Origin of the sequence: Streptomyces sp. NBC_00029, assembly GCF_045160505.1 — a bacterium.
Taxonomy (GTDB): Bacteria; Actinomycetota; Actinomycetes; order Streptomycetales; family Streptomycetaceae; genus Streptomyces.
In genome coordinates, this window is sequence record NZ_CP108292.1 from 2,664,653 (window position 1) to 2,684,680 (window position 20,028).

At 72.5% G+C, this 20,028-nt stretch carries 19 protein-coding genes; 10 read left to right on the top strand and 9 right to left on the bottom strand.

The window, feature by feature from the left end; all coding sequences use genetic code 11:
- Positions 1–148 precede the first annotated feature (148 nt).
- The 3 genes from OG753_RS12780 to OG753_RS12790 all read left to right on the top strand — a co-directional run bounded on the left by OG753_RS12780 (position 149) and on the right by OG753_RS12790 (position 3,048).
- The gene (locus OG753_RS12780) at positions 149–838 is read left to right on the top strand and encodes a maleylpyruvate isomerase family mycothiol-dependent enzyme (protein WP_405788486.1); all 690 of its coding nucleotides are present in this window, start codon (positions 149–151) and stop codon (positions 836–838) included.
- A gap of 20 nt (positions 839–858) precedes the next feature.
- Complete coding sequence (locus OG753_RS12785; RefSeq protein WP_327261921.1) at positions 859–1,515, top strand: MBL fold metallo-hydrolase; 657 nt, start codon at positions 859–861, stop codon at positions 1,513–1,515.
- Positions 1,516–1,731: 216 nt separating this feature from the next.
- The gene (locus OG753_RS12790) at positions 1,732–3,048 is read left to right on the top strand and encodes an MFS transporter (protein WP_405792629.1); all 1,317 of its coding nucleotides are present in this window, start codon (positions 1,732–1,734) and stop codon (positions 3,046–3,048) included.
- Positions 3,049–3,110: 62 nt separating this feature from the next.
- On the opposite strand, the gene OG753_RS12795 is transcribed toward OG753_RS12790, so the two are convergent.
- The 4 genes from OG753_RS12795 to uvrB all read right to left on the bottom strand — a co-directional run bounded on the left by OG753_RS12795 (position 3,111) and on the right by uvrB (position 9,162).
- The gene (locus OG753_RS12795) at positions 3,111–4,094 is read right to left on the bottom strand and encodes a TerC family protein (protein ID WP_327261922.1); all 984 of its coding nucleotides are present in this window, start codon (positions 4,092–4,094) and stop codon (positions 3,111–3,113) included.
- Positions 4,095–4,333: 239 nt separating this feature from the next.
- Positions 4,334–6,295, bottom strand: a complete 1,962-nt coding sequence (locus OG753_RS12800) for a TerD family protein (protein WP_405788488.1) — start codon at positions 6,293–6,295, stop codon at positions 4,334–4,336.
- A gap of 44 nt (positions 6,296–6,339) precedes the next feature.
- Positions 6,340–6,918, bottom strand: coding sequence for a TerD family protein (locus OG753_RS12805; RefSeq protein ID WP_030762430.1), 579 nt, complete (start codon positions 6,916–6,918; stop codon positions 6,340–6,342).
- An 87-nt stretch (positions 6,919–7,005) separates the two neighbouring features.
- Positions 7,006–9,162: an excinuclease ABC subunit UvrB gene (gene uvrB / locus OG753_RS12810; RefSeq protein ID WP_327261924.1), complete on the bottom strand. Its 2,157-nt coding sequence runs from the start codon at positions 9,160–9,162 to the stop codon at positions 7,006–7,008.
- Positions 9,163–9,396: 234 nt separating this feature from the next.
- On the opposite strand from uvrB, the gene OG753_RS12815 reads away from it, so the two are divergent.
- The 3 genes from OG753_RS12815 to OG753_RS12825 all read left to right on the top strand — a co-directional run bounded on the left by OG753_RS12815 (position 9,397) and on the right by OG753_RS12825 (position 12,574).
- Positions 9,397–10,317 carry a glycerophosphodiester phosphodiesterase gene (locus OG753_RS12815; protein WP_405788490.1) on the top strand — a complete coding sequence of 307 codons (921 nt, stop codon included), beginning with the start codon at positions 9,397–9,399 and terminating at the stop codon, positions 10,315–10,317.
- An 83-nt stretch (positions 10,318–10,400) separates the two neighbouring features.
- Entirely contained in the window at positions 10,401–10,973 is a 573-nt protein-coding gene (locus OG753_RS12820) for a methylated-DNA--[protein]-cysteine S-methyltransferase (protein ID WP_327261926.1), read from the top strand.
- 362 nt (positions 10,974–11,335) lie between these two features.
- On the top strand, positions 11,336–12,574 hold the full coding sequence (locus OG753_RS12825) for an MFS transporter (protein WP_405792631.1): 1,239 nt from the start codon (positions 11,336–11,338) through the stop codon (positions 12,572–12,574).
- Here the strand turns inward: OG753_RS12825 and OG753_RS12830 are convergent.
- Complete coding sequence (locus tag OG753_RS12830) at positions 12,564–12,950, bottom strand: cupin domain-containing protein (RefSeq protein WP_327261927.1); 387 nt, start codon at positions 12,948–12,950, stop codon at positions 12,564–12,566. The two genes, OG753_RS12825 and OG753_RS12830, sit on opposite strands and share 11 nt — an antisense overlap.
- A 104-nt stretch (positions 12,951–13,054) precedes the next feature.
- Positions 13,055–13,825: a class I SAM-dependent methyltransferase gene (locus OG753_RS12835; RefSeq protein ID WP_405788492.1), complete on the bottom strand. Its 771-nt coding sequence runs from the start codon at positions 13,823–13,825 to the stop codon at positions 13,055–13,057.
- An 82-nt stretch (positions 13,826–13,907) separates the two neighbouring features.
- Here OG753_RS12835 and OG753_RS12840 point away from each other — a divergent pair, with 82 nt between their 5' ends.
- Entirely contained in the window at positions 13,908–14,852 is a 945-nt protein-coding gene (locus tag OG753_RS12840) for a pseudouridine-5'-phosphate glycosidase (protein WP_405788494.1), read from the top strand.
- Positions 14,849–15,748: a PfkB family carbohydrate kinase gene (locus tag OG753_RS12845; protein WP_327261930.1), complete on the top strand. Its 900-nt coding sequence runs from the start codon at positions 14,849–14,851 to the stop codon at positions 15,746–15,748. Before OG753_RS12840 ends, OG753_RS12845 begins: the two co-directional genes overlap by 4 nt.
- Before the next feature lie 49 nt (positions 15,749–15,797).
- On the opposite strand, the gene OG753_RS12850 is transcribed toward OG753_RS12845, so the two are convergent.
- Positions 15,798–16,481 carry a uridine kinase gene (locus OG753_RS12850; protein WP_405788496.1) on the bottom strand — a complete coding sequence of 228 codons (684 nt, stop codon included), beginning with the start codon at positions 16,479–16,481 and terminating at the stop codon, positions 15,798–15,800.
- 94 nt (positions 16,482–16,575) lie between these two features.
- On the opposite strand from OG753_RS12850, the gene OG753_RS12855 reads away from it, so the two are divergent.
- Positions 16,576–18,021 carry a WGR domain-containing protein gene (locus OG753_RS12855; RefSeq protein ID WP_327261932.1) on the top strand — a complete coding sequence of 482 codons (1,446 nt, stop codon included), beginning with the start codon at positions 16,576–16,578 and terminating at the stop codon, positions 18,019–18,021.
- Positions 18,022–18,054: 33 nt separating this feature from the next.
- On the opposite strand, the gene OG753_RS12860 is transcribed toward OG753_RS12855, so the two are convergent.
- Complete coding sequence (locus OG753_RS12860; protein ID WP_405788499.1) at positions 18,055–18,426, bottom strand: cupin domain-containing protein; 372 nt, start codon at positions 18,424–18,426, stop codon at positions 18,055–18,057.
- 139 nt (positions 18,427–18,565) lie between these two features.
- On the opposite strand from OG753_RS12860, the gene OG753_RS12865 reads away from it, so the two are divergent.
- Positions 18,566–19,258 carry a DUF2293 domain-containing protein gene (locus OG753_RS12865; protein WP_405788500.1) on the top strand — a complete coding sequence of 231 codons (693 nt, stop codon included), beginning with the start codon at positions 18,566–18,568 and terminating at the stop codon, positions 19,256–19,258.
- Here OG753_RS12865 and OG753_RS12870 read toward each other — a convergent pair.
- Entirely contained in the window at positions 19,251–19,925 is a 675-nt protein-coding gene (locus OG753_RS12870) for a chaplin (protein ID WP_405788501.1), read from the bottom strand. The genes OG753_RS12865 and OG753_RS12870 overlap by 8 nt on opposite strands.
- Positions 19,926–20,028 lie beyond the last annotated feature (103 nt).

The window sequence follows — 20,028 nt, forward strand, 5'->3', positions numbered from 1 at the left end:
CCCCGTCCCAGGGTATGGGGGGCGCCTCTGCGATGGACTTGGTCCTTGGACTTCCGAGCGTATAGCACGCACATTCGATTTACGGCACTCCGCAGACCGCTTCACCCAATCGTGTGGCGGCGCGGGGTGAGCCACTAGGCTCGCCGTCATGACTGATCATGTGCACGACCTGCGATCTGTACGTGAAGCCACGGACCGGCTGCTGACCGCTGTCGCGAAACTGGACAACGCTGCCCTCGCCGAGGAGTCACACCTCCCGGGCTGGACCCGTGGCCACATCCTGGCCCACCTCGCACGCAACGCCGATGCGCTCGTCAACGTCTTCGAGGGACGTCCGATGTACGAGAGCGCCACCGCCCGCGACGCCGACATCGAGCGCGACGCCGGCCGGCCCCTGGAAGAACACCTGACGGACCTGCGTGATTCCGCGGCCCGCTTCATGGCCACCACCGAGCACGACCAGGACTGGTCCCGCACGGTCGAGCTGCGCAACGGCATCACCGACCTCGCGGCCAACGTGCCCTTCCGCCGCTGGGTCGAGGCCGATCTGCACCACGTCGACCTGAACATCGGCTACGAGCTCTCCGACCTCCCGCAGGAGTTCACCGAGCGCGAGATCGTCTTCCTCGCCGACCGCTGGTCCGGCCGCCCCGAGGTGCCGCCCGTGGCCCTGGTCGCGGCCGACGGCCGGACCTGGCGCACCGGCTCCGCCGGGGATCCCGCCGTGACCGTGTCCGGCACCGACGCGGGGCTGCTGGCCTGGCTGGCCGGCCGCGGCAACAAGGGCGCCTCCCTGAGCACCTCGGGCGGCCCGCTTCCCGAGCTCCCCCCGCTCTAGACGCCCCCTAGGATCAGGACATGACGTACACCGGAGAGGTCAAGGTCGGCGGTCCCGCCGACGTGCACGAACTCGCGGACCTGATGATTTCCAAGGTCGCGGTGGGCCCGATGAACAACAATGCCTACCTGCTGCGCTGCCGCGCCACAGACGAGCAGCTGCTCATCGACGCGGCCGCCGAGGCGGGCACCCTGCTCAGCCTGATCGGCGACGACGGCATCGCGTCCGTGGTCACCACGCACCGGCACGGTGACCACTGGGGCGCCCTCGCCGAGGTGGTCGAGGCGACCGGCGCGCGCACGTACGCGGGCGCCCTCGACGCCGAGGGCATCCCGGTGGCGACCGATGTGCCGGTCGCCGACGGGGACACGGTCACGGTCGGCCGGGTCACCCTGACCGCGCGCCACCTGGTCGGCCACACCCCCGGCTCGATCGCCCTGGTCTACGACGACCCGCACGGGCACGCGCACGTGTTCACCGGCGACTGCCTCTTCCCGGGCGGCGTCGGCAACACCCACGACGACCCGAAGGCCTTCGCGAGCCTGCTCGACGACGTCCAGCACAAGCTCTTCGAGCAGCTGTCGGACGAGACCTGGGTCTACCCGGGGCACGGCAACGACACCACCCTCGGCGCCGAGCGTCCGCACCTGGCCGAATGGCGCGAGCGCGGCTGGTAGGCACCGCAACGCGTCAACTTGACGGCGCGACGCACTCCTTCCGGTCGCTTACGACCGAACTCACGTCCTGAGGGGCGGGGAACGGGTATCTGGTGCGGCATGCCACAGGACCCTTCCCCGCCGCTCGCCTCCCCCGCCCCCGAGGCCGCCCCCGCCCCGTCGCCCGCCGTCGCACCCACCGGGGCCGCCGGGGCCGACCGTTCCGCCGGGCCCGGCATGCTGCGCCTGGCCACGGCCTCGCTCGCCGGCACGGCCATCGAGTTCTACGACTTCTTCGTGTACGGGACGGCCGCCGCGCTCGTGCTCGGCCCGCTCTTCTTCCCGTCCTTCTCCCCTGTCGCCGGGACCCTCGCCGCCTTCGGCACCTTCGGCGTCGGCTTCCTCGCCCGCCCGCTCGGCTCGGTGGTCTTCGGCCACATCGGCGACCGCTACGGCCGCCGGCCGGTCCTGCTCGCCTCCCTGCTGCTCACCGGCATCGCCACCGTCGCCGTCGGCTGCGTGCCCACGTACGGCTCGATCGGCATGGCCGCGCCGGTCCTCCTGCTCCTGCTGCGCTTCCTGCAGGGCCTCGGGCTCGGCGGCGAGTGGGGCGGCGCCGTGCTGCTGACCGCCGAGCACGCTCCCGAGGGGCGGCGCGGACTGTGGTCGAGCTTCCCGCAGATGGGTCCGGCGGTGGGCTTCCTGCTCGCCAACGGGCTGATGCTGGGACTGTCCGCGTCGCTGACCGACGCGCAGTTCACGTCCTGGGGGTGGCGGGTGCCGTTCTGGGCGGCCGGGGCACTTGCGCTGGCCGGGCTGTGGCTGCGCCACTCGGTGGAGGAGACCCCGCAGTTCCGGGCGCTCGCCGCGACGGGCCGGCGGGCCGAGGCCCCGCTGGCCGAGGTGTTCCGGGGCCACTGGCGGCTGCTCCTGCTGACCGGCGGGGCGCTCGCCGTGGGGTACGCCGTCTTCTACGCGGTCACCACCTGGTCCCTCGCGTACGCCAACGAGCACCTCACGGTCGGCCGCACAACGATGCTGGCCTGCATCATGGTCGCGGTCGCGATCAAGGGCCTGGTGACTCCGCTGATCGCGATGCTCGGGGACCGCTACGGGCGGCGGCCGCTGTGCCTGGTCGGGTGCGCGCTCTGCGCGGTGTGGATGTTCCCGCTGGTGGCGCTGTTGCGGACGGCCGATCCGCTGCTGATGACGGTCGGCTTCACCGGCGCGCTGATCGGCATGGTGACGATGTTCGCGGTGGTGGCCGCCTACCTGCCGGAGCTGTACGCGCCGAGGATCCGCTGTACGGGCGCGGCCGTCGGCTACAACCTGGGCGGGGTGCTGGGCGGCGCGCTGACCCCGATCGTGGCGACGGCGCTGGCCGACGGTTCCGGTCCGCCGTGGGGCGTCGCGCTCTACCTGACCGGCATCGCCCTGGTCAGCCTGGTCTGTTTCGCGCTGCTGCCGGAGACGGGTCCGGCGGCCGTGCGCAAGCGGGCGGCGGCGGTCCGGGGCGCGGAAACGGGGGCGGCCGAAGCGGCCGCCCCCGTGTAGGTCCGTGGGTCCGTGGATCCGTAGGTCCGTGGATCCGTAGAGCTGTGGATCCGTAGGTCCGGTTACGCGTCGATGTTCTCCGGACGGGCGGCGGCCTCGGCCGCCGCCTGCTTCTTGGAGGCCATCAGGCTGGTGATCGTGGTGATGACCAGGACACCGCAGATGACGCCGAGGGAGACCGGGATCGAGATCACGGGGACGTGCACACCGGACTCGTGCAGGGCGTGCAGCACCAGCTTGATGCCGATGAAGCCGAGGATGATCGACAGGCCGTAGCTGAGGTGGACCAGCTTCTTCAGCAGTCCGCCGATGAGGAAGTACAGCTGGCGCAGACCCATCAGGGCGAAGGCGTTGGCCGTGAAGACGATGTACGGGTCCTGGGTCAGGCCGAAGATCGCGGGGATGGAGTCCAGGGCGAACAGCACGTCGGTGGTGCCGATGGCGAGCATGACGACCATCAGGGGGGTCAGCACGCGCTTGCCGTTGTTCTGGATGAAGAGCTTGGTGCCGTGGTACCGGTCGGCGACGCCGAACTTCTTCTCGACCGACTTCAGGAGGCGGTTCTCCTCGAACTCGTCCTCGTCCTCGTCCTTGCGGGCCTCCTGGATGAGCTTCCACGCGGTGTAGATCAGGAAGGCGCCGAAGATGTAGAAGACCCAGGAGAAGCTGGCGATGATCGCGGCGCCGGCGGCGATGAAGACCGCGCGCAGGACCAGGGCGATCAGTACGCCGATGAGCAGCACGCGCTGCTGGAGGTGGGAGGGCACCGCGAACTTCGCCATGATCAGGACGAAGACGAAGAGGTTGTCGACGCTCAAGGACTTCTCGGTGATGAAGCCCGCGAAGAACTCCTGGGAGGCCTGCGGGGTCCCGAAGAACCAGAGGCCCAGCCCGAAGAGGACGGCGAGGACGACCCAGACGACCGTCCAGGTGCCCGCTTCCTTGATGGACACGTCGTGGGGTTTGCGGCCGATGAAGAAATCGGCGCCGATCAGGAGGGAGAGACCGAGAATGGTCAGCGCCCAAAGGGCCCAGGAAACTTCCATGGTGAAACACGCCTCCGGCGGATGGCTCAGCACTTCGTCAGCGTCATCGCTGCCGGAGGTCTCTTCCACCCTGACGACCTGGAGGCCGTGGGCCGACGCCCCGGGACCTGCTTCGCTCGTTCAGCCGAAGTGGTCCGTATTGACGGGTACGCCGTAGCAGGAAAGCAGGAATACTCCCCTCCGCACACACGAGCATACCCGTCAAAGACGGTTTAGGTAAAGAGAGTCCCAAAGAATGGTCACGGACGGGTAGTGCGCCGGGCCTCCGCCACCCGGTCCAGCGCCTGGTCGAGGACCCGGCTGCCCTGCGGGGGCAGGTCCGGTTCGAAGGTCCAGGCGTGATGGACCCAGGGGTCGGCGAGGTGGTTGTCCGGCACCGGCGACAGCCGCATCAGGGACCGCCACAGCGGGTCGAGCAGCGGCCCGTAGGCCGAGGCCTCGTCGCGGTCCGCGACCATCAGCAGGTGCACGCCCACCGCCGAGCCCTCGTCGGCGAGGTAGCGCAGCTGGGTCACGGCGCGGTCGTCGAAACCGTGCGGGAAGTCGTGCACGATCAGCAGCTGCTCGGCCGTGTCCACGTCCGGGGGCAGGTCCTCGGGAGCACCGGCCCGCAGCGCCATCTGTACGAGGTCCACCCGCCGGGTCAGACGTGCCAGGGTCTGGGTGACCCCGGCGGCCCCGGCGGCGGGGGGCCCGGCCAGCACCCCGGCGCGTACGAGGGGCGCCAGCGAGGCGGATCCGGCCCCGGCCGCGTCGATGACGTGGACCGAGAAGCGGTCGGCGGGGTGGACCGCGAGCAGCCGGACCGCATAGGTGACGGCCATGTCCATGGCGGCCCGGCGCAGCCGGTCGGTGTCCATGGCCATCGCGGCCTCGGAGCCGGTGCGGCCGTTGTCGATCCACAGTCCGCGCTCCAGCGGGACCCGGGTCAGCATGGGGATGCGCAGGTCGGGCCGCTCGGGCAGGTACAGGTCCCCCAGGCGCAGGGCCAGCGGGCTCTCCTCGGGCGTGCGGTGACCGTGCCAGACGGGGTTGTCCCAGCGGGCGTACGCGGCCGGCAGCGCGGGCTCGACGACCTCCGACTCGGCGATGAGCTGGACCAGGTCCCGGTCGAGGACGGCCTGGGCCTGGGCGACGAGCTCCTCGCGACGGGCCCGCGCGGTGTCGCGGGCGGCGTTCCCGGAGCCGCCGAGGCGGTGGCGCGGGTCGGACAGGGCCTCGTCGAGCTCCCGGTCCATGCGGGAGTCTGCGAACTCCACGGCGCTGCGGTAGGCGGCGACCGTGCGGGCCAGGTCCTCGAACATGCCCCAGACCTGGTTGTAGAGCCGCTCCTCCATGGACCAGCCGCTGGCGTCGCCGGCGACGGGCCGCGGGGGCTGTCCGGGCTCCTGGGCCGCGGCGGCCCGCGGCGCGGGCTCGGGCGGCTCGGTGCTGGTGCGGCGGCGCCGGGGGTGGGCGTAGCTGATGGTGGGCGGGGCCCCCGGCGCGTCGCCACCGGGCGCGGGCCCGGGCGTACCGGCGTACGGGTGCCCGGAGACCGGGACCGGGTCCGGCGGCTCGGGGGTGGGCGCGGGGGGCTGCGCCGGGGTCTGCGGGGTGCGCAGGTCTCCGACGAGGGTCGGCATCGCCGCGAGGGTGATGTCGGCCTCGGCGGTGCGGGCGACCGTGCGCAGCGCGGCGGCGGCCAGCTCCGCGGCATGCGGTGCGGGCAGTCCGCCGTCGGCGAGCAGGGCGCCGAGACCCTCGGCGTAGCCCTGGCCGACGGCCCGGACCTTCCAGGCGCCCTGGCGCCGGTACAGCTCCAGGGCGACCACGGCCGTCTCGGCGTCGAGCCCCGTCAGCGTGTACCCGGCGAGCTCGGCGCCCTCCGGGTCGGCGACGGCCACGTAGGAGGCCGGTACCGCGCCGAAGCGCACCGGACCGCCGGGCGGCAGGACCAGCAGGACGGCGAGCCGGTGGACGTCCGCCGCGACCTCGTCGAGGTCGACGGCGAAGGCGTGCCGTTCCGCGAGCCCCTCCGGCGACTGCACGCCGGGGAGGGACCTGGCGCCCGGGTGGGCCAGTATCCCGCTGCCGGAGAACCGGCCCTGTTCGTCGGCGAGCGAGGCCAGGGCGAGCACGGGTGTGCCCGCCGAGACCCTGATCTCCACCCGGCTCTGGGACACGGGGTGGTTCTGCCCCCGGACCAGTTCGGCCGTCATCGTGCAGCCCCTCCCCCGTGCCTTCTTCTCTTGTCCGGTACTGCTTACAGGTGCGGCAGGATCGCCGGCATGAGGTCCTGGAAGGTGCGGCCGTTGGCCGGGTTCCCGAGGGCCGTCATCTGCCAGCCGGCGCCCGCGCGGGACACCTTGGCCATGATCTGCGCGGTGTACTGACCGCCGCCGTCGAGGGTGTAACGAGCCAGTTCCTGGCCGTTGGTCTCGTCGACGATGCGGCAGAACGCGTTCTGCACTTCCTGGAACGTCTGGCCGGTGAAGGAGTTCACCGTGAAGACGATCTGGTCGATGTGCACCGGCACGCGCTGGAGGTCGACGAGGATCGCCTCGTCGTCCCCGCCCTGGCCGACGCCGCCGACGAGGTTGTCGCCGGTGTGGCGCACCGAGCCGTCGTCGCTCTGCAGGTGCCGGAAGAAGACCACGTCCACGGGCTGCTTGTCGGCGAAGAGCACCGCCGAGGCGTCGAGGTCGATCTCCCGGGTGCGCGAGCCGAACAGCCCGCGGCGCTTCGCCGCCTGCCAGCCGAGGCCCATCCGGACCGCGGTCAGCGTGCCTCCGTCCGCCTTCTGCAGACTGATGGCCTGACCCTTGGTCATGTTGACCGTCACGTACTGTCCCCTCTCCCTGGCCCGCCCCATGACGAGCGTGCAGCGTGTACCTGCGGCTGAGACCCAACCCTACTGACAGGCCTCCGGTCAGGCGAGGCCCGCTTCCTTCATCTGCCGCAACTCCTTCTTCAGCTCGCCGACCTCGTCGCGGATCCGGGCCGCGACCTCGAACTGGAGCTCGGCGGCCGCCCCGCGCATGCGCTCGGTCATCTGCTCGATGAGCGCGGCCAGTTCGGCCGCGGGCCGGTCGGTGAGCACCTCGACGCCCGCGGAGCCCTTTGCCCCCTTCGCACCCTTACCACCCGTCTTGGCCGCGGCCGCCCTGCCACCGAGCGCCGGCACCGGGGCCTTGGCCCCCTTGCCGTCCTTCGCCTGCCGGTACCCGGTCCCGAGGAGCTCCTCGGTGTCGAGTTCCTCACGGGCGATGGTGGCGACGATGTCGTTGATCTTCTTGCGCAGCGGCTGCGGGTCGATCCCGTTCGCCGTGTTGTAGGCGATCTGCTTCTCCCGGCGCCGGTTGGTCTCGTCGATGGCCTTCTCCATCGCCGGGGTCATCTTGTCCGCGTACATGTGGACCTGGCCCGACACGTTGCGCGCCGCGCGGCCGATCGTCTGGATCAGGGAGGTCCCGGAGCGCAGGAAGCCCTCCTTGTCGGCGTCGAGGATCGCCACCAGGGACACCTCGGGAAGGTCGAGGCCCTCACGGAGCAGGTTGATGCCGACCAGGACGTCGTACTCGCCGGCCCGCAGCTCGCGCAGCAGCTCGATGCGGCGCAGGGTGTCCACGTCGCTGTGCAGGTAGCGCACCTGGATGCCGAGCTCCAGGAAGTAGTCCGTGAGGTCCTCGGCCATCTTCTTGGTGAGGGTGGTGACGAGGATCCGCTCGTCCTTCTCGACCCGCTGCCGGATCTCGTGAACCAGGTCGTCGATCTGCCCCTCGGTGGGCTTGACCACGACCTCCGGGTCGATGAGGCCGGTGGGGCGGATGATCTGCTCGACGAAGCCGTCGCCGCGCGAGAGCTCGTACTTCCCGGGCGTCGCCGACAGGTAGACGGTCTGGCCGATCCGCTCCTGGAACTCCTCCCACTTCAGCGGCCGGTTGTCCAGGGCGGACGGCAGCCGGAACCCGTGGTCGACGAGGGTCCGCTTGCGGGAGGCGTCGCCCTCGTACATGGCGCCGATCTGCGGCACGGTGACGTGCGACTCGTCGATGACCAGGAGAAAGTCCTCCGGGAAGTAGTCGATGAGAGTGTTCGGCGCGGAGCCTCGCTCGCGGTCGTCCATGTGCAGCGAGTAGTTCTCGATGCCGGAGCAGGACCCGATCTGGCGCATCATCTCCAGGTCGTACGTCGTGCGCATGCGCAGCCGCTGCGCCTCCAGCATCTTGCCCTGCTTCTCCAGCTCGGCGAGGCGCTCGGCCAGCTCCGCCTCGATGCCGCGGACCGCCTTCTCCATGCGCTCGGGGCCGGCGACGTAGTGGCTGGCGGGGAAGACGTACAGCTCGCGGTCCTCGCTGATGACCTCGCCGGTCAGCGGGTGCAGCGTGGAGAGGGCCTCGATCTCGTCGCCGAACATTTCGATGCGGACGGCCAGTTCCTCGTAGACCGGGAAGATCTCGATGGTGTCGCCCCGCACCCGGAAGGTGCCGCGGGTGAAGGCCACGTCGTTGCGCGTGTACTGGATGTCCACGAAGCGGCGCAGCAGCTGGTCCCGGTCGGTCTCCTCGCCGACCTTGAGGGAGACCATCCGGTCGACGTACTCCTGCGGGGTGCCGAGGCCGTAGATGCAGGACACGGAGGCGACGACGATCACGTCCCGCCGGGTCAGCAGCGAGTTGGTCGCGGAGTGGCGCAGCCGCTCCACCTCCTCGTTGATCGAGGAGTCCTTCTCGATGTACGTGTCCGACTGCGGTACGTAGGCCTCGGGCTGGTAGTAGTCGTAGTACGAGACGAAGTACTCGACGGCGTTGTTCGGCAGGAGCTCGCGGAACTCGTTCGCCAGCTGGGCGGCGAGCGTCTTGTTCGGCGCCATGACCAGGGTGGGGCGCTGGAGCTTCTCGATCATCCAGGCGGTGGTCGCCGACTTGCCGGTGCCGGTCGCACCCAGCAGGACGACATCCTTCTCACCTGCACGGATGCGCTTCTCCAGCTCGGCGATGGCTGCCGGCTGGTCGCCGCTGGGCTGGTAGGGGCTGACGACCTCGAAAGGCGCCACCGTGCGTTCGATCTTCGATACGGGCCGCATGGGTCAACCGTACGACTCCCCACTGACACTCATGCAGCCCCTCGGCCCGGCGGCGCGCTCCGGCCGTCCCCCGCCGCCCGCGCGGCCGTCATTCATTCTGGTCCGTTTGTCGTAGTTCGGTGGCGGCTCGGTGATCTTCAGCCCCATGATCGCGGTGAAGTGCATCGCCACAACGTCTGCCGCTCCGCACCCGTCTGACGCAGGAACAGGGCTCACGACCCGAGGAGAACGCACATGTACGTCCGACCCGCCGCCGCGGCAGCCGCCGCATTCCTGGGCTTCACCCTCACCCTGCTGGGCGGGACGGCCTCGTACGCCGCCACCGCCACCGGCCCCGGATCCGCCACCGGCGCCGGCGCCGGCCGGGCAGCGCTGGGGGGCCCTGTCGTGTACGCCCACCGGGGGGCCTCGGCCTACGCCCCGGAGAACACGCTCGACGCGATCGACCTGGCGATGCGGATGGGCTTCGACTGGGTCGAGAACGACGTGCAGCGCACCAAGGACGGCGTGCTGGTGGTGATCCACGACGACACCCTGGCCCGCACCACCGACGTCGAGCAGCGGTTCCCGGGCCGGTCCCCCTGGAAGGTCAAGGACTTCACGGCGGCCGAGATCGCCGGGCTGGACGCGGGCAGCTGGTTCGGCGAGGAGTACGCGGGCGCCTCCGTGCCGACCCTGCGGGAGTACCTCGACCGGGTGCAGCGCAACCAGCAGCGGCTGCTGCTGGAGATCAAGAAGCCGGAGCTCTACCCGGGGATCGAGGAGCAGACCCTGCAGGTACTGGACGAGGCGGGCTGGCTCGACGCGCGCCACGTCGCGCAGCGTCTGGTGGTGCAGAGCTTCAGCGCCGACTGCGTGCGCATCGTCCACGGGCTGCGCCCGGATTTGGTGACGGCCTTCCTGGGCACCCCCGCCGTGGCGGACCTGCCGCGGTACGCGGAGTTCACCGACCGGATCAACCCGTGGCACACCACGATCTCGGCCGACTGGGTCTCGGCGGTGCACGGCCTGCGCGGTGCCCACGGCAGGGCCATGGAGGTGGACACCTGGATCGTGGACGACGCGGCGACCGCCCGGAAGGTGCAGGCCATGGGGGTCGACGGGATCATCACCAACGCCCCCGACGTGGTCCGGGAGGCCGTCGGCGGGTTCTGACCCCGGGACGGGGCGGGACGGGCGGAACGGGCCGTGCGGGCGAACGGGGCGGCGCTGTCGGTCCCTGGCCGTACCGTGGACGCGTGGACAGCACCGAGCGGCCCCGCGGGCCGCACCTCGAATGGACCGTCGTCACCACCGACGGTGTCCTCGGCGGGCCCCTGCTCCTGGCCGCGACTCCGGAGGGTCTGGTCCGGATCGAGTTCCATGCCGAGCCGGACCGTGTCGACCGGATGATCGGCCCGCTCGTCTCCCGGCTCGGTGCCGACGCCCGGCGTCCCGCACCGGGCGAGGAGGAGCTGCTGGCCGAGCCGATACGCCAGCTCGCGGCATACTTCGCGGGTTCGCTGCGGCGCTTCGAGCTGCCGCTGGACTGGCGCCTCAGCTCCGGCTTCAACCGGCAGGTGCTCCAGGAGCTGGACCGTTCCGTGCCGTACGGCTCGGTCGTGGGCTACGGGGAGCTGGCCGCGCGCGTCGGACAGCCCGGGGCCGCCCAGGCCGTCGGCAATGCCATGGGATCGAACCCGCTGCCGCTGGTGGTGCCCTGCCACCGGGTGGTGGAGAACGACGGGGGCATCGGGGGCTTCGGCGGCGGGGTGGAGACCAAGCGACAGCTGCTCGCGCTGGAGGGCGTGCTCCCGCAGCCGCTGTTCTGAGCGCCGACGGGAGGGGTGCGGAGCCTTCCTGCCGGGCGCGGTCGCGAGCATGGCCCTGACCTGCGGATCCGACCGGACGAGCCGGACCGCGGACCGGCCGGAGCCGTGCCGGACTCCCGCCGGGATCCTGCCTGTCTCCTGTCGGACTCGGGCACGGTTTCGCCGGGCGGTAAGGGCTGGCACACTGCGGCGGTGACTACTCCTGCCGCCGCACCCGGCCTCCCCGCGTCCCCCGCGCCCCGTGTCACGCACCCACGAAGCCGGTGTACGGCGTGACCGCCTCGCCCGGCACCGACCCGTCCGTGCGGCCCCTCGGCCCGCCCGAGCTGGCCCGGCTGCAGCGGCGCACCTCCCGGGTCCTCATGGCCGGGCAGGTCCTCGGCGGCCTCGGCGTGCCCATCAGCATCGCCCTGGCCCCCGTACTCGCCACCGAGGTCAGCGGCACCGAGGCGCTGTCCGGCGTCGCCTCCACCGCCGCAGTGATCGGCTCCGCCCTGGTCTCGCTGCCGCTCGCCGCGCTGATGACCGCGCGCGGCCGCCGCCCCGGGCTGGTCCTGGCCTACGGGATCGGCGCGGCCGGAGCGGTCCTGGTCGTCGTCGCCGCCACCGTCAAGAACTTCCCGCTGCTGCTGCTCGGCATGGCCGCCTTCGGCGCAGCCTCCTCGGCGAACCTGCAGGCCCGGTTCGCCGCCGCCGACCTCGCCGCCCCCGACCGTCGCGCCCGGGCCATCTCGCTCGTGGTCTGGGCGTCGACCATCGGCGCGGTGCTCGGCCCCAACCTGTCCGCACCGGCCAGCCGCAGCTTCGCCGGCACCGCGATACCCGAGACGGCCGGCCCGTTCGTCTGGGCCGCCGCCGTCTTCCTCCTGACCGGCGCGCTGATGGGCGTACTCCTGCGACCCGACCCGCTGCTGACGGCCCGGGCGCTCGCCACGCCCGAGGAGCAGAGCCGCGAAGGGCGCTCGCTGCGGGCCGGATTCGCCGCGGTGAAGGCGTCACCGCGGGCCCGCCTCGCCCTCCTCACCGTCGCCGTCTCCCACACCACCATGGTCTCGATCATGGTGATGACCCCCGTGGACCTCGGACACCACGGCGCCGGCCTGGAGCTCATCGGGCTGGTGATCAGCATCCACATCGCGGGCATGTTCGCCTTCTCTCCCGTGATGGGCTGGCTCGCGGACCGGCTCGGCCGGCTCTCCGTGATCGGCCTGGCCGCCGGGCTCCTCTCGGTCGCCGCGCTGCTCGCCGGAACGGCGGGGTCCAGCCACGGCCGCAGCACCCTCGGCCTCTTCCTGCTCGGCCTCGGCTGGTCCGCGGGGATGGTGTCCGGCTCGGCCCTGCTGACCGACTCGGTGCCGCAGCCCGCACGGGCCGCCGTACAGGGACTGAGCGACCTCACGATGAACGCGGCCGCGGGCTTGGGCGGAGCGGCCGCCGGGCTGATCATGTCCGGCGCGGGCTACGGCTGGCTGAACGCCGTCGGCGCCGCGCTGCTGCTGCCGGTGGCGACGCTCGCGCTGTACACGGCGCGCCGCCACCCCGTACCGCCGGCGGCGGCTCCCGCTGCCGCGCCGGCTCCCTCGAAGGGCGTCAGTAGCTGATCTGGTAGGCCTTGCGCAGCGTCTCGTGCACGGTCCAGGTCGTGCGGTCGCCCTCGCGCAGGACGCACGCGGAGCCGGGGCCCACCTCCAGCGTCGCGCCGCCCTCGACCTCGACGGTGGCGCGGCCGCTGACCACCACGAACAGCTCGTCGGCCTCGACGTCGGTGACCACACCCGGGGTGATCTGCCAGATCCCGCGCACCTGCTTGCCGTCCGGCGACTCCCACAGCACCTTGCCGGTGACGACGGGCTCGCCGGAGACGATCTGTCCGGGGTCGAGGTCGTCGGCCTCCAGCTCCACGTCCGCGACGGAGACGGCGAAGGAAGCGGGGGCGGGCGCAGGGGCCGGGGCGGTGGAGTGATCGCTGGTGCTCATGGCGCGCCAGCCTAGTGCGGCCCGCCGGGCGGCGCGGTGACCACAGCGTCCAGGAACGGGCCGCCGCACGTGTCACCCTGTCCAGCGGCCGCGCCCGGCGCCGGTCAGGGTCGGGCCGGGCGCCGGGCGGCCAGTACGGGCTGGTGGAAGCCGGTGTCCGCCGGCGCGTGCCAGAGGGCATCGGCGAAGCCGGCCCGCCGGGCGTACCCGGCCGTCTCCTCCTCGGGCAGCGCCCAGTACGCCGTGCTCGACATCCGCGTGGTCCAGGTGTCGCCGGCCGGCAGCAGCTGGAACAGCTCCAGGTCGTACCGCTCCCCGTCGGCGTGCCAGTGCCACAGCTGGAAGGTGACCGTCCGCCCGTCGGGGCCGTGGTGGACGTGCGGGGGCTCGCTCTGCGGCCGTGCCCGGCGCAGCTCCCCGTACGGGCGCGTGGAGAGCAGGAGCAGTCCGCCGGGGCGCAGCACCCGCAGGGTTTCGGCCAGGGCCGCGGACACGTCCCGGGCGGTCAGCAGGTGCGGCAGGGCGTTGTCGGCGCAGACCACGGCGTCGAAGGAGGCGTCCGCGAAGGGCAGGGCGCGCATGTCGGCGACGGCGACGGGCAGGGCGAGGGAGCGCTGCGCGGCCTCGCGGGCGGCGCGGGCCACGGAGGCGGGGCTGAGGTCGGTCCCGGTGACCCGGTGGCCCAGCACCGCGAGGCCCAGTGCCTGGGTTCCGATGCCGCAGGCGTTGTCGAGCACCGTGTGCGGTCCGGGGCCCAGTGCGGCGGTGAGCAGGGAGTCGAGGGCCCTGCCCTGGCGGGTCGTACTGGCGTCCCAGTCTGCGTAGATGAGGTCGTACCGGCCCGCCAGCTCGTCGTAGAAGCCGCTCGTGTCCATGGGGGAACGCTACTCGGACAGGTTGGGACGGGTGTGGCGCGTGAGCGTTTGGGGGCGGCAATCCCGTGCCATGGATGGGGACATGTCACAGCACAGAGCAACTGCATCCCTGTCCGGTGGACCGGTCCTGTCGGCCGAGGTACGCGAGGCACTCGCCCGGGGAAAGCCCGTGGTGGCCCTGGAGTCGACGATCATCGCGCACGGTCTGCCCCGCCCCCGCAATCTGGCGGTGGGCCTCGAACTGGAGGCCCTGGTCCGTGCGGAGGGCGCCGTTCCGGCGACGATCGCCGTCCTGGACGGGGTGCCGTACGCGGGCCTGGACAAGGAGCAGCTGGAGCGGATCGCGGCAGGCGACGGGGTGCGCAAGCTCGGCCACCGGGATCTCGCCCCCGCGCTGGCGACGGGCGCGACCGGGGCGACGACGGTGTCCGCGACGGCCTTCCTCGCCGCCCGGGCGGGTCTGCGGGTCTTCGCCACGGGCGGGCTGGGCGGCGTGCACCGGGAGTGGGCCCACACGCAGGACGAGTCGGCGGACCTGTCGTTGCTGGCGCGGACCCGGATCACCGTGGTGTGCGCGGGCGTGAAGTCGATCCTGGACGTGCCGGGCACGTTGCAGCGGCTGGAGACGCTGGGCGTGGGGGTGCTCGGCTACGGGACCGACCGCTTCCCCGGGTTCTACCTGGCCGACTCCGGTGAACCGGTGGACTGGACCGTGCACCGGCCCGAGGAGGTCGCGGCGGTGATGGCCGCTCAGGACGCGCTGGGGGGAACGGAGTCGGCGCTGCTGGTGGCCAATCCGGTGGCGCGGGAGGAGCAGCTGGATCCGGAGCTCCACGACCGGGTGCTGGCGCAGGCGCTCGCCGAGTGCCGCGAGCGCGGGATCACGGGGCAGGCGGTGACACCGTTCCTGCTGGGGTTCCTGGTACGGGCGACGGACGGGGCCTCGCTGGAGGCGAACCTGGCGGCGGTGCGCGGCAACGTGCGGCTCGGGGCCCGGATCGCGGGGGCCTGGGCGGCACGGGCATGACCGGACCGGGGGCGTTGCTCGTCGTCGGGGACGTGGTGACGGACGTGGTGGCCATACATCCTGATCCACTGGCTCCGGCCACGGACACCGTGGCCCGCATCCGGACCCTGCCGGGCGGGGCCGGGGCCAACGCGGCGTGCTGGGCGGCCCGTACGGGGAGCGCGGAGGTACGTCTCCTGGCGCGGGTGGGCGCCGAATCGGCGCGCTGGCACGAGCGGGCGCTGGTGGACGCGGGGGTGCGGCCGCGGCTGGTGATCGACGTGCAGGAGCCGACCGGGACGGTCGTCGCCCTGGTCGGCAAGGACGCGGAGCGGACGTTCCTGACGGACAGCGGGGCCTCGCTGCGGCTGTGCCCCGCCGACTGGGCCCCGTCCCTGCTGGACGGGGCGGCCCATCTCCACCTGTCCGGTTATCTGTTCTTCGCCGACAGCAGCCGGGAGCTGGCCATGGTCGCGCTGCGGGCGGCCCGGACGCGGGGGGTGCCGGTGAGCGTGGACCCCGCCTCGGCCGGGTTCCTGGCCGCTCTGGGGCCGCAGCGCTTCCTCGACGCCGTGGCGGGGGCGGAGATCCTGCTGCCCAACGAGGACGAGGCCCGGCTGCTGGCCGGACTGCCGGAGCCGGCCGGGGTGGCCCGGGCGGCGGCGGAACTCAGCCGGCGGGTGCCGCTGGTGGTGGTGACCCGGGGCGCGGCCGGGGCGCTGATCGCCGAACGCGGGCGGATCACCGCCGAGGTGGAGGCGGAGCAGGCCGAAGCGGTGGACTCCACGGGCGCCGGGGACGCCTTCACCGGGGGCTTCCTGGCGGCCCGGCTGGAGGGCGCGGACCCGGCGGAGGCCGCCCGCGCCGGGTGCCGGGCCGCGGCGCTGGCGGTGACCCGGCCGGGCGGCCGGCCGTAGCGGACGGCGCAATGCGCATGTCGTGGCCGGCGGCGTCGGCGGCGGGCCGTCAGCGGTTCCGGATGCCCGTCCAGGCGGGATGGCGGGGGTCGTCGGCCCGGACCACGGCGTCGGCGGCCGACACCGGGTCGGTCTCGGCCTCGTAGCGTGCGAAGGCGGGCAGCGTCCAGCGCGCGGACTCCTCGGTGCGGCGGGCGAGCGCCCCCGCGGAGAGCCGGATGTGGACGCTCAGGTCGAAGGGGTACCAGTGGCCCAGCAGCAGCGGGCCGTGCACGAGCAGCACGCCGCCGGGCGGGAGTTCGGCGTAGGGGCTGCGGGTGGCCCGGTCGGTCACCGGGTCCCAGAGGTCGGGGAGCACCCGCCCGGTGCCACCGGGGTCGGTCGGGCCGAACACCTCCCGCCAGAGCGCGGCCGTGTCGTACCAGCCGCCGAGGTAGGAGTCCACGTCCTGGCGGCCGAACTCGAAGCGCAGCGAGGCCGGCCGCAGGAAACCGTCGGCCGCCACCACCAAAGACGGGCGTCCGCGCAGCCGCAGCGCTTCGGCGAGCCGGCCGGCGAGCGCGCCGGTACCGGCGACGGGCGCTCCGTCAATGCCCACCCGCTGCCAAGTGCCCTGCTCGGGGGCGTTGTCGCGGTCGTTGTCGCGGTCGTTGTCGAGGTCGTTGTCGAGGTCGTCGAGGTGACCGGCGAGCCGCTCGGCCATCCGCTGCCATGTGATCGATTCCCACTGCACCGGCCCATTGTCAGTGGTGGGCCTTAGCGTTTTTCACGAGGGATCACCGGCCGCAAAGGAAGTCGGCGGCCCGTGCTTTGGGGAGAGGTTTGTCATGGCTCGGGAGACCACGTATCTGGAGCTGTCGCAGGACGACGGCGGGGCGCACAAGTTCTACGAGGTGACCGTGGACGGCACGGCCGTCTCCGTGCGGTACGGACGCATCGGCGCGGACGGCCAGCTGCAGACCTCTTCCTTCCCGAGCGCCGAGAAGGCCAGGGCGGCCGCCGCGAAGAAGATCGGGGAGAAGGTCCGCAAGGGCTACGCCCCGGCCGTGCAGGGGCAGCGCGCCGCCCGGTCGGTGACCCGCCGCCAGGTGGCCTCGGCGCCGTCGACGGCGCGTGCGGTGGCCCCGGTGCTGTGGCGTTTCCGTACCGGGTCCTCGGCCTTCGGCATCCACGTGGACGAGGACCGCTGCTGGGTCGGCAATCAGGCCGGCGATGTCTACACGCTGAGCCACGGCGGTGAGGTGCTGGCCCGGTATTCGCTGCCGGACGGGGTGAAGTGCCTGGTGGCGGACGAGTTCTGGATATACGCGGGCTGCGACGACGGCACGGTGTACGACCTGTCGTCGAAGGTCCCCTTCGGGGCCTACGCGATCGCCGCGGACGTGGACATCTACTGGCTCGACATCCACGAGGGCGTGCTCAACGTCTCCGACGCGAACGGCGGCCTGACCGTCATCGACCACGAGGACGAGCACCAGTGGTCACGCAAGTCCGCCGGCGGCGGCGCCTGGATGGTCCGGGCGGACGAGCGGGCGGTCTACCACGGGCACAGCGGCGGTGTGACGGCCTACGCGGCCAACGGCACCGGGCAGTTGTGGCACACCAGGACGCCCGGCGGGGTGCTGTTCGGCTGGCAGGAGGAGCACTCGGTCTATGCGGGCACGGTCCGCAACACCGTGCAGCGGCTGTCGAAGGCGACCGGGGCCGTGGAGGCCTCCTACGCGTGCGACGCGGCGGTGTACTCGTGCGCGACCTCGCCCGACGGACGGCACGTCTTCGCCGGCGACTCCTCCTCCTCGGTCTACTGCTTCGACGCCGACGGACGGCGGCTGTGGAAGCTGGGGACGGGCGGCGGGTCGGCGCTGTCGATGCAGTACCTGGACGGGCGGCTGTACCTGGTCACCACGGACGGATCGCTGGTCTGCGTGGATGCGACGGAGCAGGCGATCGCGGCGGCCCAGCAGGGCTCGGTGCCCGCGCCGATGGACGTGAAGTCGGCGGAGGCGCTGCCGGTGTTCACCCCGGCCGCGTCGGCCTCGGCGGTGGCGACGATATCGATGGCCGCGGCCCCGGCGGGCGGCGTGGTGGTGGAGTGCGTCCAGCAGGGCAACCGGATGCGGGTGCAGGTGGTGTCGGGCGGCTTCGACCCCTCGTGGAACGTGCAGTTCCCCCGGGGGATACGGGAGGCGGGCGCCCGGTACGTGGTGGACGGGCTGCACGCGGCCTCGGGCGGCTTCTACCGGGTCCGCGGGGAGATCCGCCGGCTGGTGTGAGGCTGCCGCCCGCGGGTCCTGCCCGGCCGGGGTTCAGTGGCTGTGCGGTCCGCAGACCTCCGGTGTGATCCCGGGCAGAGCCGGGGTGGGTATCGCGAAGGGGGCGCCCTCCGGGAGCGCGGGAGTCACGCGGAGCACCACCGGCTCGGTACCGAGGTTGTGGCCCAGGTGGATGTGCCGGATGCCCGCGGGTTCCACGAAGCTGGTCCCCGCCGGATGCACCTCGACGGTGCGGTCGTGCAGGACCCGCGTCAGGGTCCCTGCCAGGACCACCGCGTCCAGCCGGACGCGGTGGAAGTGCCAGCCGGTGCAGCCGCCCGGCGGGATGACTATCTCCCGGCCATTCGGGAAGGTGGCCACGCACGCCCCGCTCGGCCGTACCGCCATCGCCTGCCGCCCACCCATGTGCCCTCCTCGGCCGGACCCCGGTCGGTCCACCGCTCCACCGTAAAAGGACCGTGGGGCATCCAGGAACAGTCGACGAAACATCAACATGCCTTCTTCACCAGGTGATATGAGGGTCATACAGCGGTATCACACGTCTATGAGCCTGGTGGTTTTTGAGTCGCTGAAGCAGATCCACTGCGCCGACTGCCGGCAGGGCCCGCTCCGGCACCTCGTGCGCGAGTCCGGCGTACCCCGCTGCCTGGACTGTACGGATCTCGGCCATCTCGTCTATCTCCCGCGCGGGGACACGGCGCTCACCCGCCGCTCCCGCGAGGCCAGTTCGCTGTGCGCCGTCGTCGTCCGCTTCAACAGGCGCCGCCACCGCTACGAACGCCTGGGGCTCCTCGTCGAGGAGGCCGCCCTGGCCCGCGCGGAACGCGCCTGTCTCGCGGACTCCGAGGCGCGGGCGCGCCGCCGGGAGCGCGACCGGCGGCGCCGCGCGGCCGAGGACACCCGGTTCACGGCGGCGTTCGCCGCCGAGATCGTGCGGCTGTTCCCCGGATGTCCCGCCGACCGGGCCGTGGCGATCGCCACCCATGCCTCGGTGCGCGGCAGCGGCCGGGTGGGCCGTACCGCGGCCGGCCGCGCCCTCGATGAACTGGCGGTGTCGGTCGCGGTACGAGCGGCGGTGCGGCACACGGACACCGAGTACGACGCGCTGCTGATGGCGGGAGTGCCGCGTTTCGCGGCCCGCGCCCGGCTGGCCCCGCGGATCGATGCCATTCTGGACGGATGGCGTACGCAGCCCGGGACGCAGCCTCCCGCGTCCGCTCCTCAGCCGATCAGTTGAGGCGGAAGCGGCGGTAGAGGAGGACACCGCCCAGGAGGAGCGCTCCGCCGCCGGGCAGCAGGTACCCGACGCCGTCGGAGCCGGTGTGGGCGAGCGCCGTCGCCTCGCTGTGCCGCGGCGGGGCGGGCCGGGGGGCCGGCTCGGCGGGCCGGACCGGAGCCGGGGGCGTGGTCACGGGCTCTTCGACGACGGGCGGCTGGACGGGCTTGCCACCCGTGGGCTCCTCGCCGTTGACGGACGTGTTGCCCTGCGAGGAGTTGCCGATGCCGACCACGCTCACCGCGTTGCCGCTGATGTTCAGCGGGAGTTCGACCGGGAGCTGGAGGCCGTTGCCGGAGAGAACTCCCGGCGAATCCTTTCCGCGACCCTCGGCGACCGCCCCTCCCCCGTTCCCGGACCGTGACGTCGAGGAATCCGCGGCCCTCGACCCGGAATGCCCTCCGCCACCGGCCGGCGCCTCATTGGCACAGCGGTTCCCGGCGGCCGAGTTGAGGACGCCGACCACGCTCACGGTGTTCCCGCACGCGTTCACCGGTACGTGCACCGGCAGTTGGATGAGGTTTCCGGACAGCAGACCCGGCGAGCGCTCGGCCCGGCCGGCCGCGTCCGCGTCGGCATGGGCGAATCCGCCCACACCCGCGACCGCCAGTCCGCCTCCCGCAACCACCGCCGCGATCAAGCCATTCCGACGACTGTGACGCATCAGTTTTCCTGCCTTCCGGACGAGTTCGCGGGTAATGTCCCCGCACCGGAAACAACGCGTCGACCCC

Coding starts and splice junctions, on each gene's coding strand:
- OG753_RS12855 (WP_327261932.1), top strand. CDS start 16,576: ATGGCTCGGGAGACCACGTATCTGGAGCTGTCGCAGGACGACGGCGGG.
- OG753_RS12860 (WP_405788499.1), bottom strand. CDS start 18,426: ATGGGTGGGCGGCAGGCGATGGCGGTACGGCCGAGCGGGGCGTGCGTG.
- uvrB (WP_327261924.1), bottom strand. CDS start 9,162: ATGCGGCCCGTATCGAAGATCGAACGCACGGTGGCGCCTTTCGAGGTC.
- OG753_RS12840 (WP_405788494.1), top strand. CDS start 13,908: ATGTCACAGCACAGAGCAACTGCATCCCTGTCCGGTGGACCGGTCCTG.
- OG753_RS12845 (WP_327261930.1), top strand. CDS start 14,849: ATGACCGGACCGGGGGCGTTGCTCGTCGTCGGGGACGTGGTGACGGAC.
- OG753_RS12795 (WP_327261922.1), bottom strand. CDS start 4,094: ATGGAAGTTTCCTGGGCCCTTTGGGCGCTGACCATTCTCGGTCTCTCC.
- OG753_RS12800 (WP_405788488.1), bottom strand. CDS start 6,295: ATGACGGCCGAACTGGTCCGGGGGCAGAACCACCCCGTGTCCCAGAGC.
- OG753_RS12865 (WP_405788500.1), top strand. CDS start 18,566: ATGAGCCTGGTGGTTTTTGAGTCGCTGAAGCAGATCCACTGCGCCGAC.
- OG753_RS12790 (WP_405792629.1), top strand. CDS start 1,732: ATGCTGCGCCTGGCCACGGCCTCGCTCGCCGGCACGGCCATCGAGTTC.
- OG753_RS12835 (WP_405788492.1), bottom strand. CDS start 13,825: ATGGACACGAGCGGCTTCTACGACGAGCTGGCGGGCCGGTACGACCTC.
- OG753_RS12815 (WP_405788490.1), top strand. CDS start 9,397: ATGTACGTCCGACCCGCCGCCGCGGCAGCCGCCGCATTCCTGGGCTTC.
- OG753_RS12825 (WP_405792631.1), top strand. CDS start 11,336: ATGGCCGGGCAGGTCCTCGGCGGCCTCGGCGTGCCCATCAGCATCGCC.
- OG753_RS12780 (WP_405788486.1), top strand. CDS start 149: ATGACTGATCATGTGCACGACCTGCGATCTGTACGTGAAGCCACGGAC.
- OG753_RS12785 (WP_327261921.1), top strand. CDS start 859: ATGACGTACACCGGAGAGGTCAAGGTCGGCGGTCCCGCCGACGTGCAC.
- OG753_RS12830 (WP_327261927.1), bottom strand. CDS start 12,950: ATGAGCACCAGCGATCACTCCACCGCCCCGGCCCCTGCGCCCGCCCCC.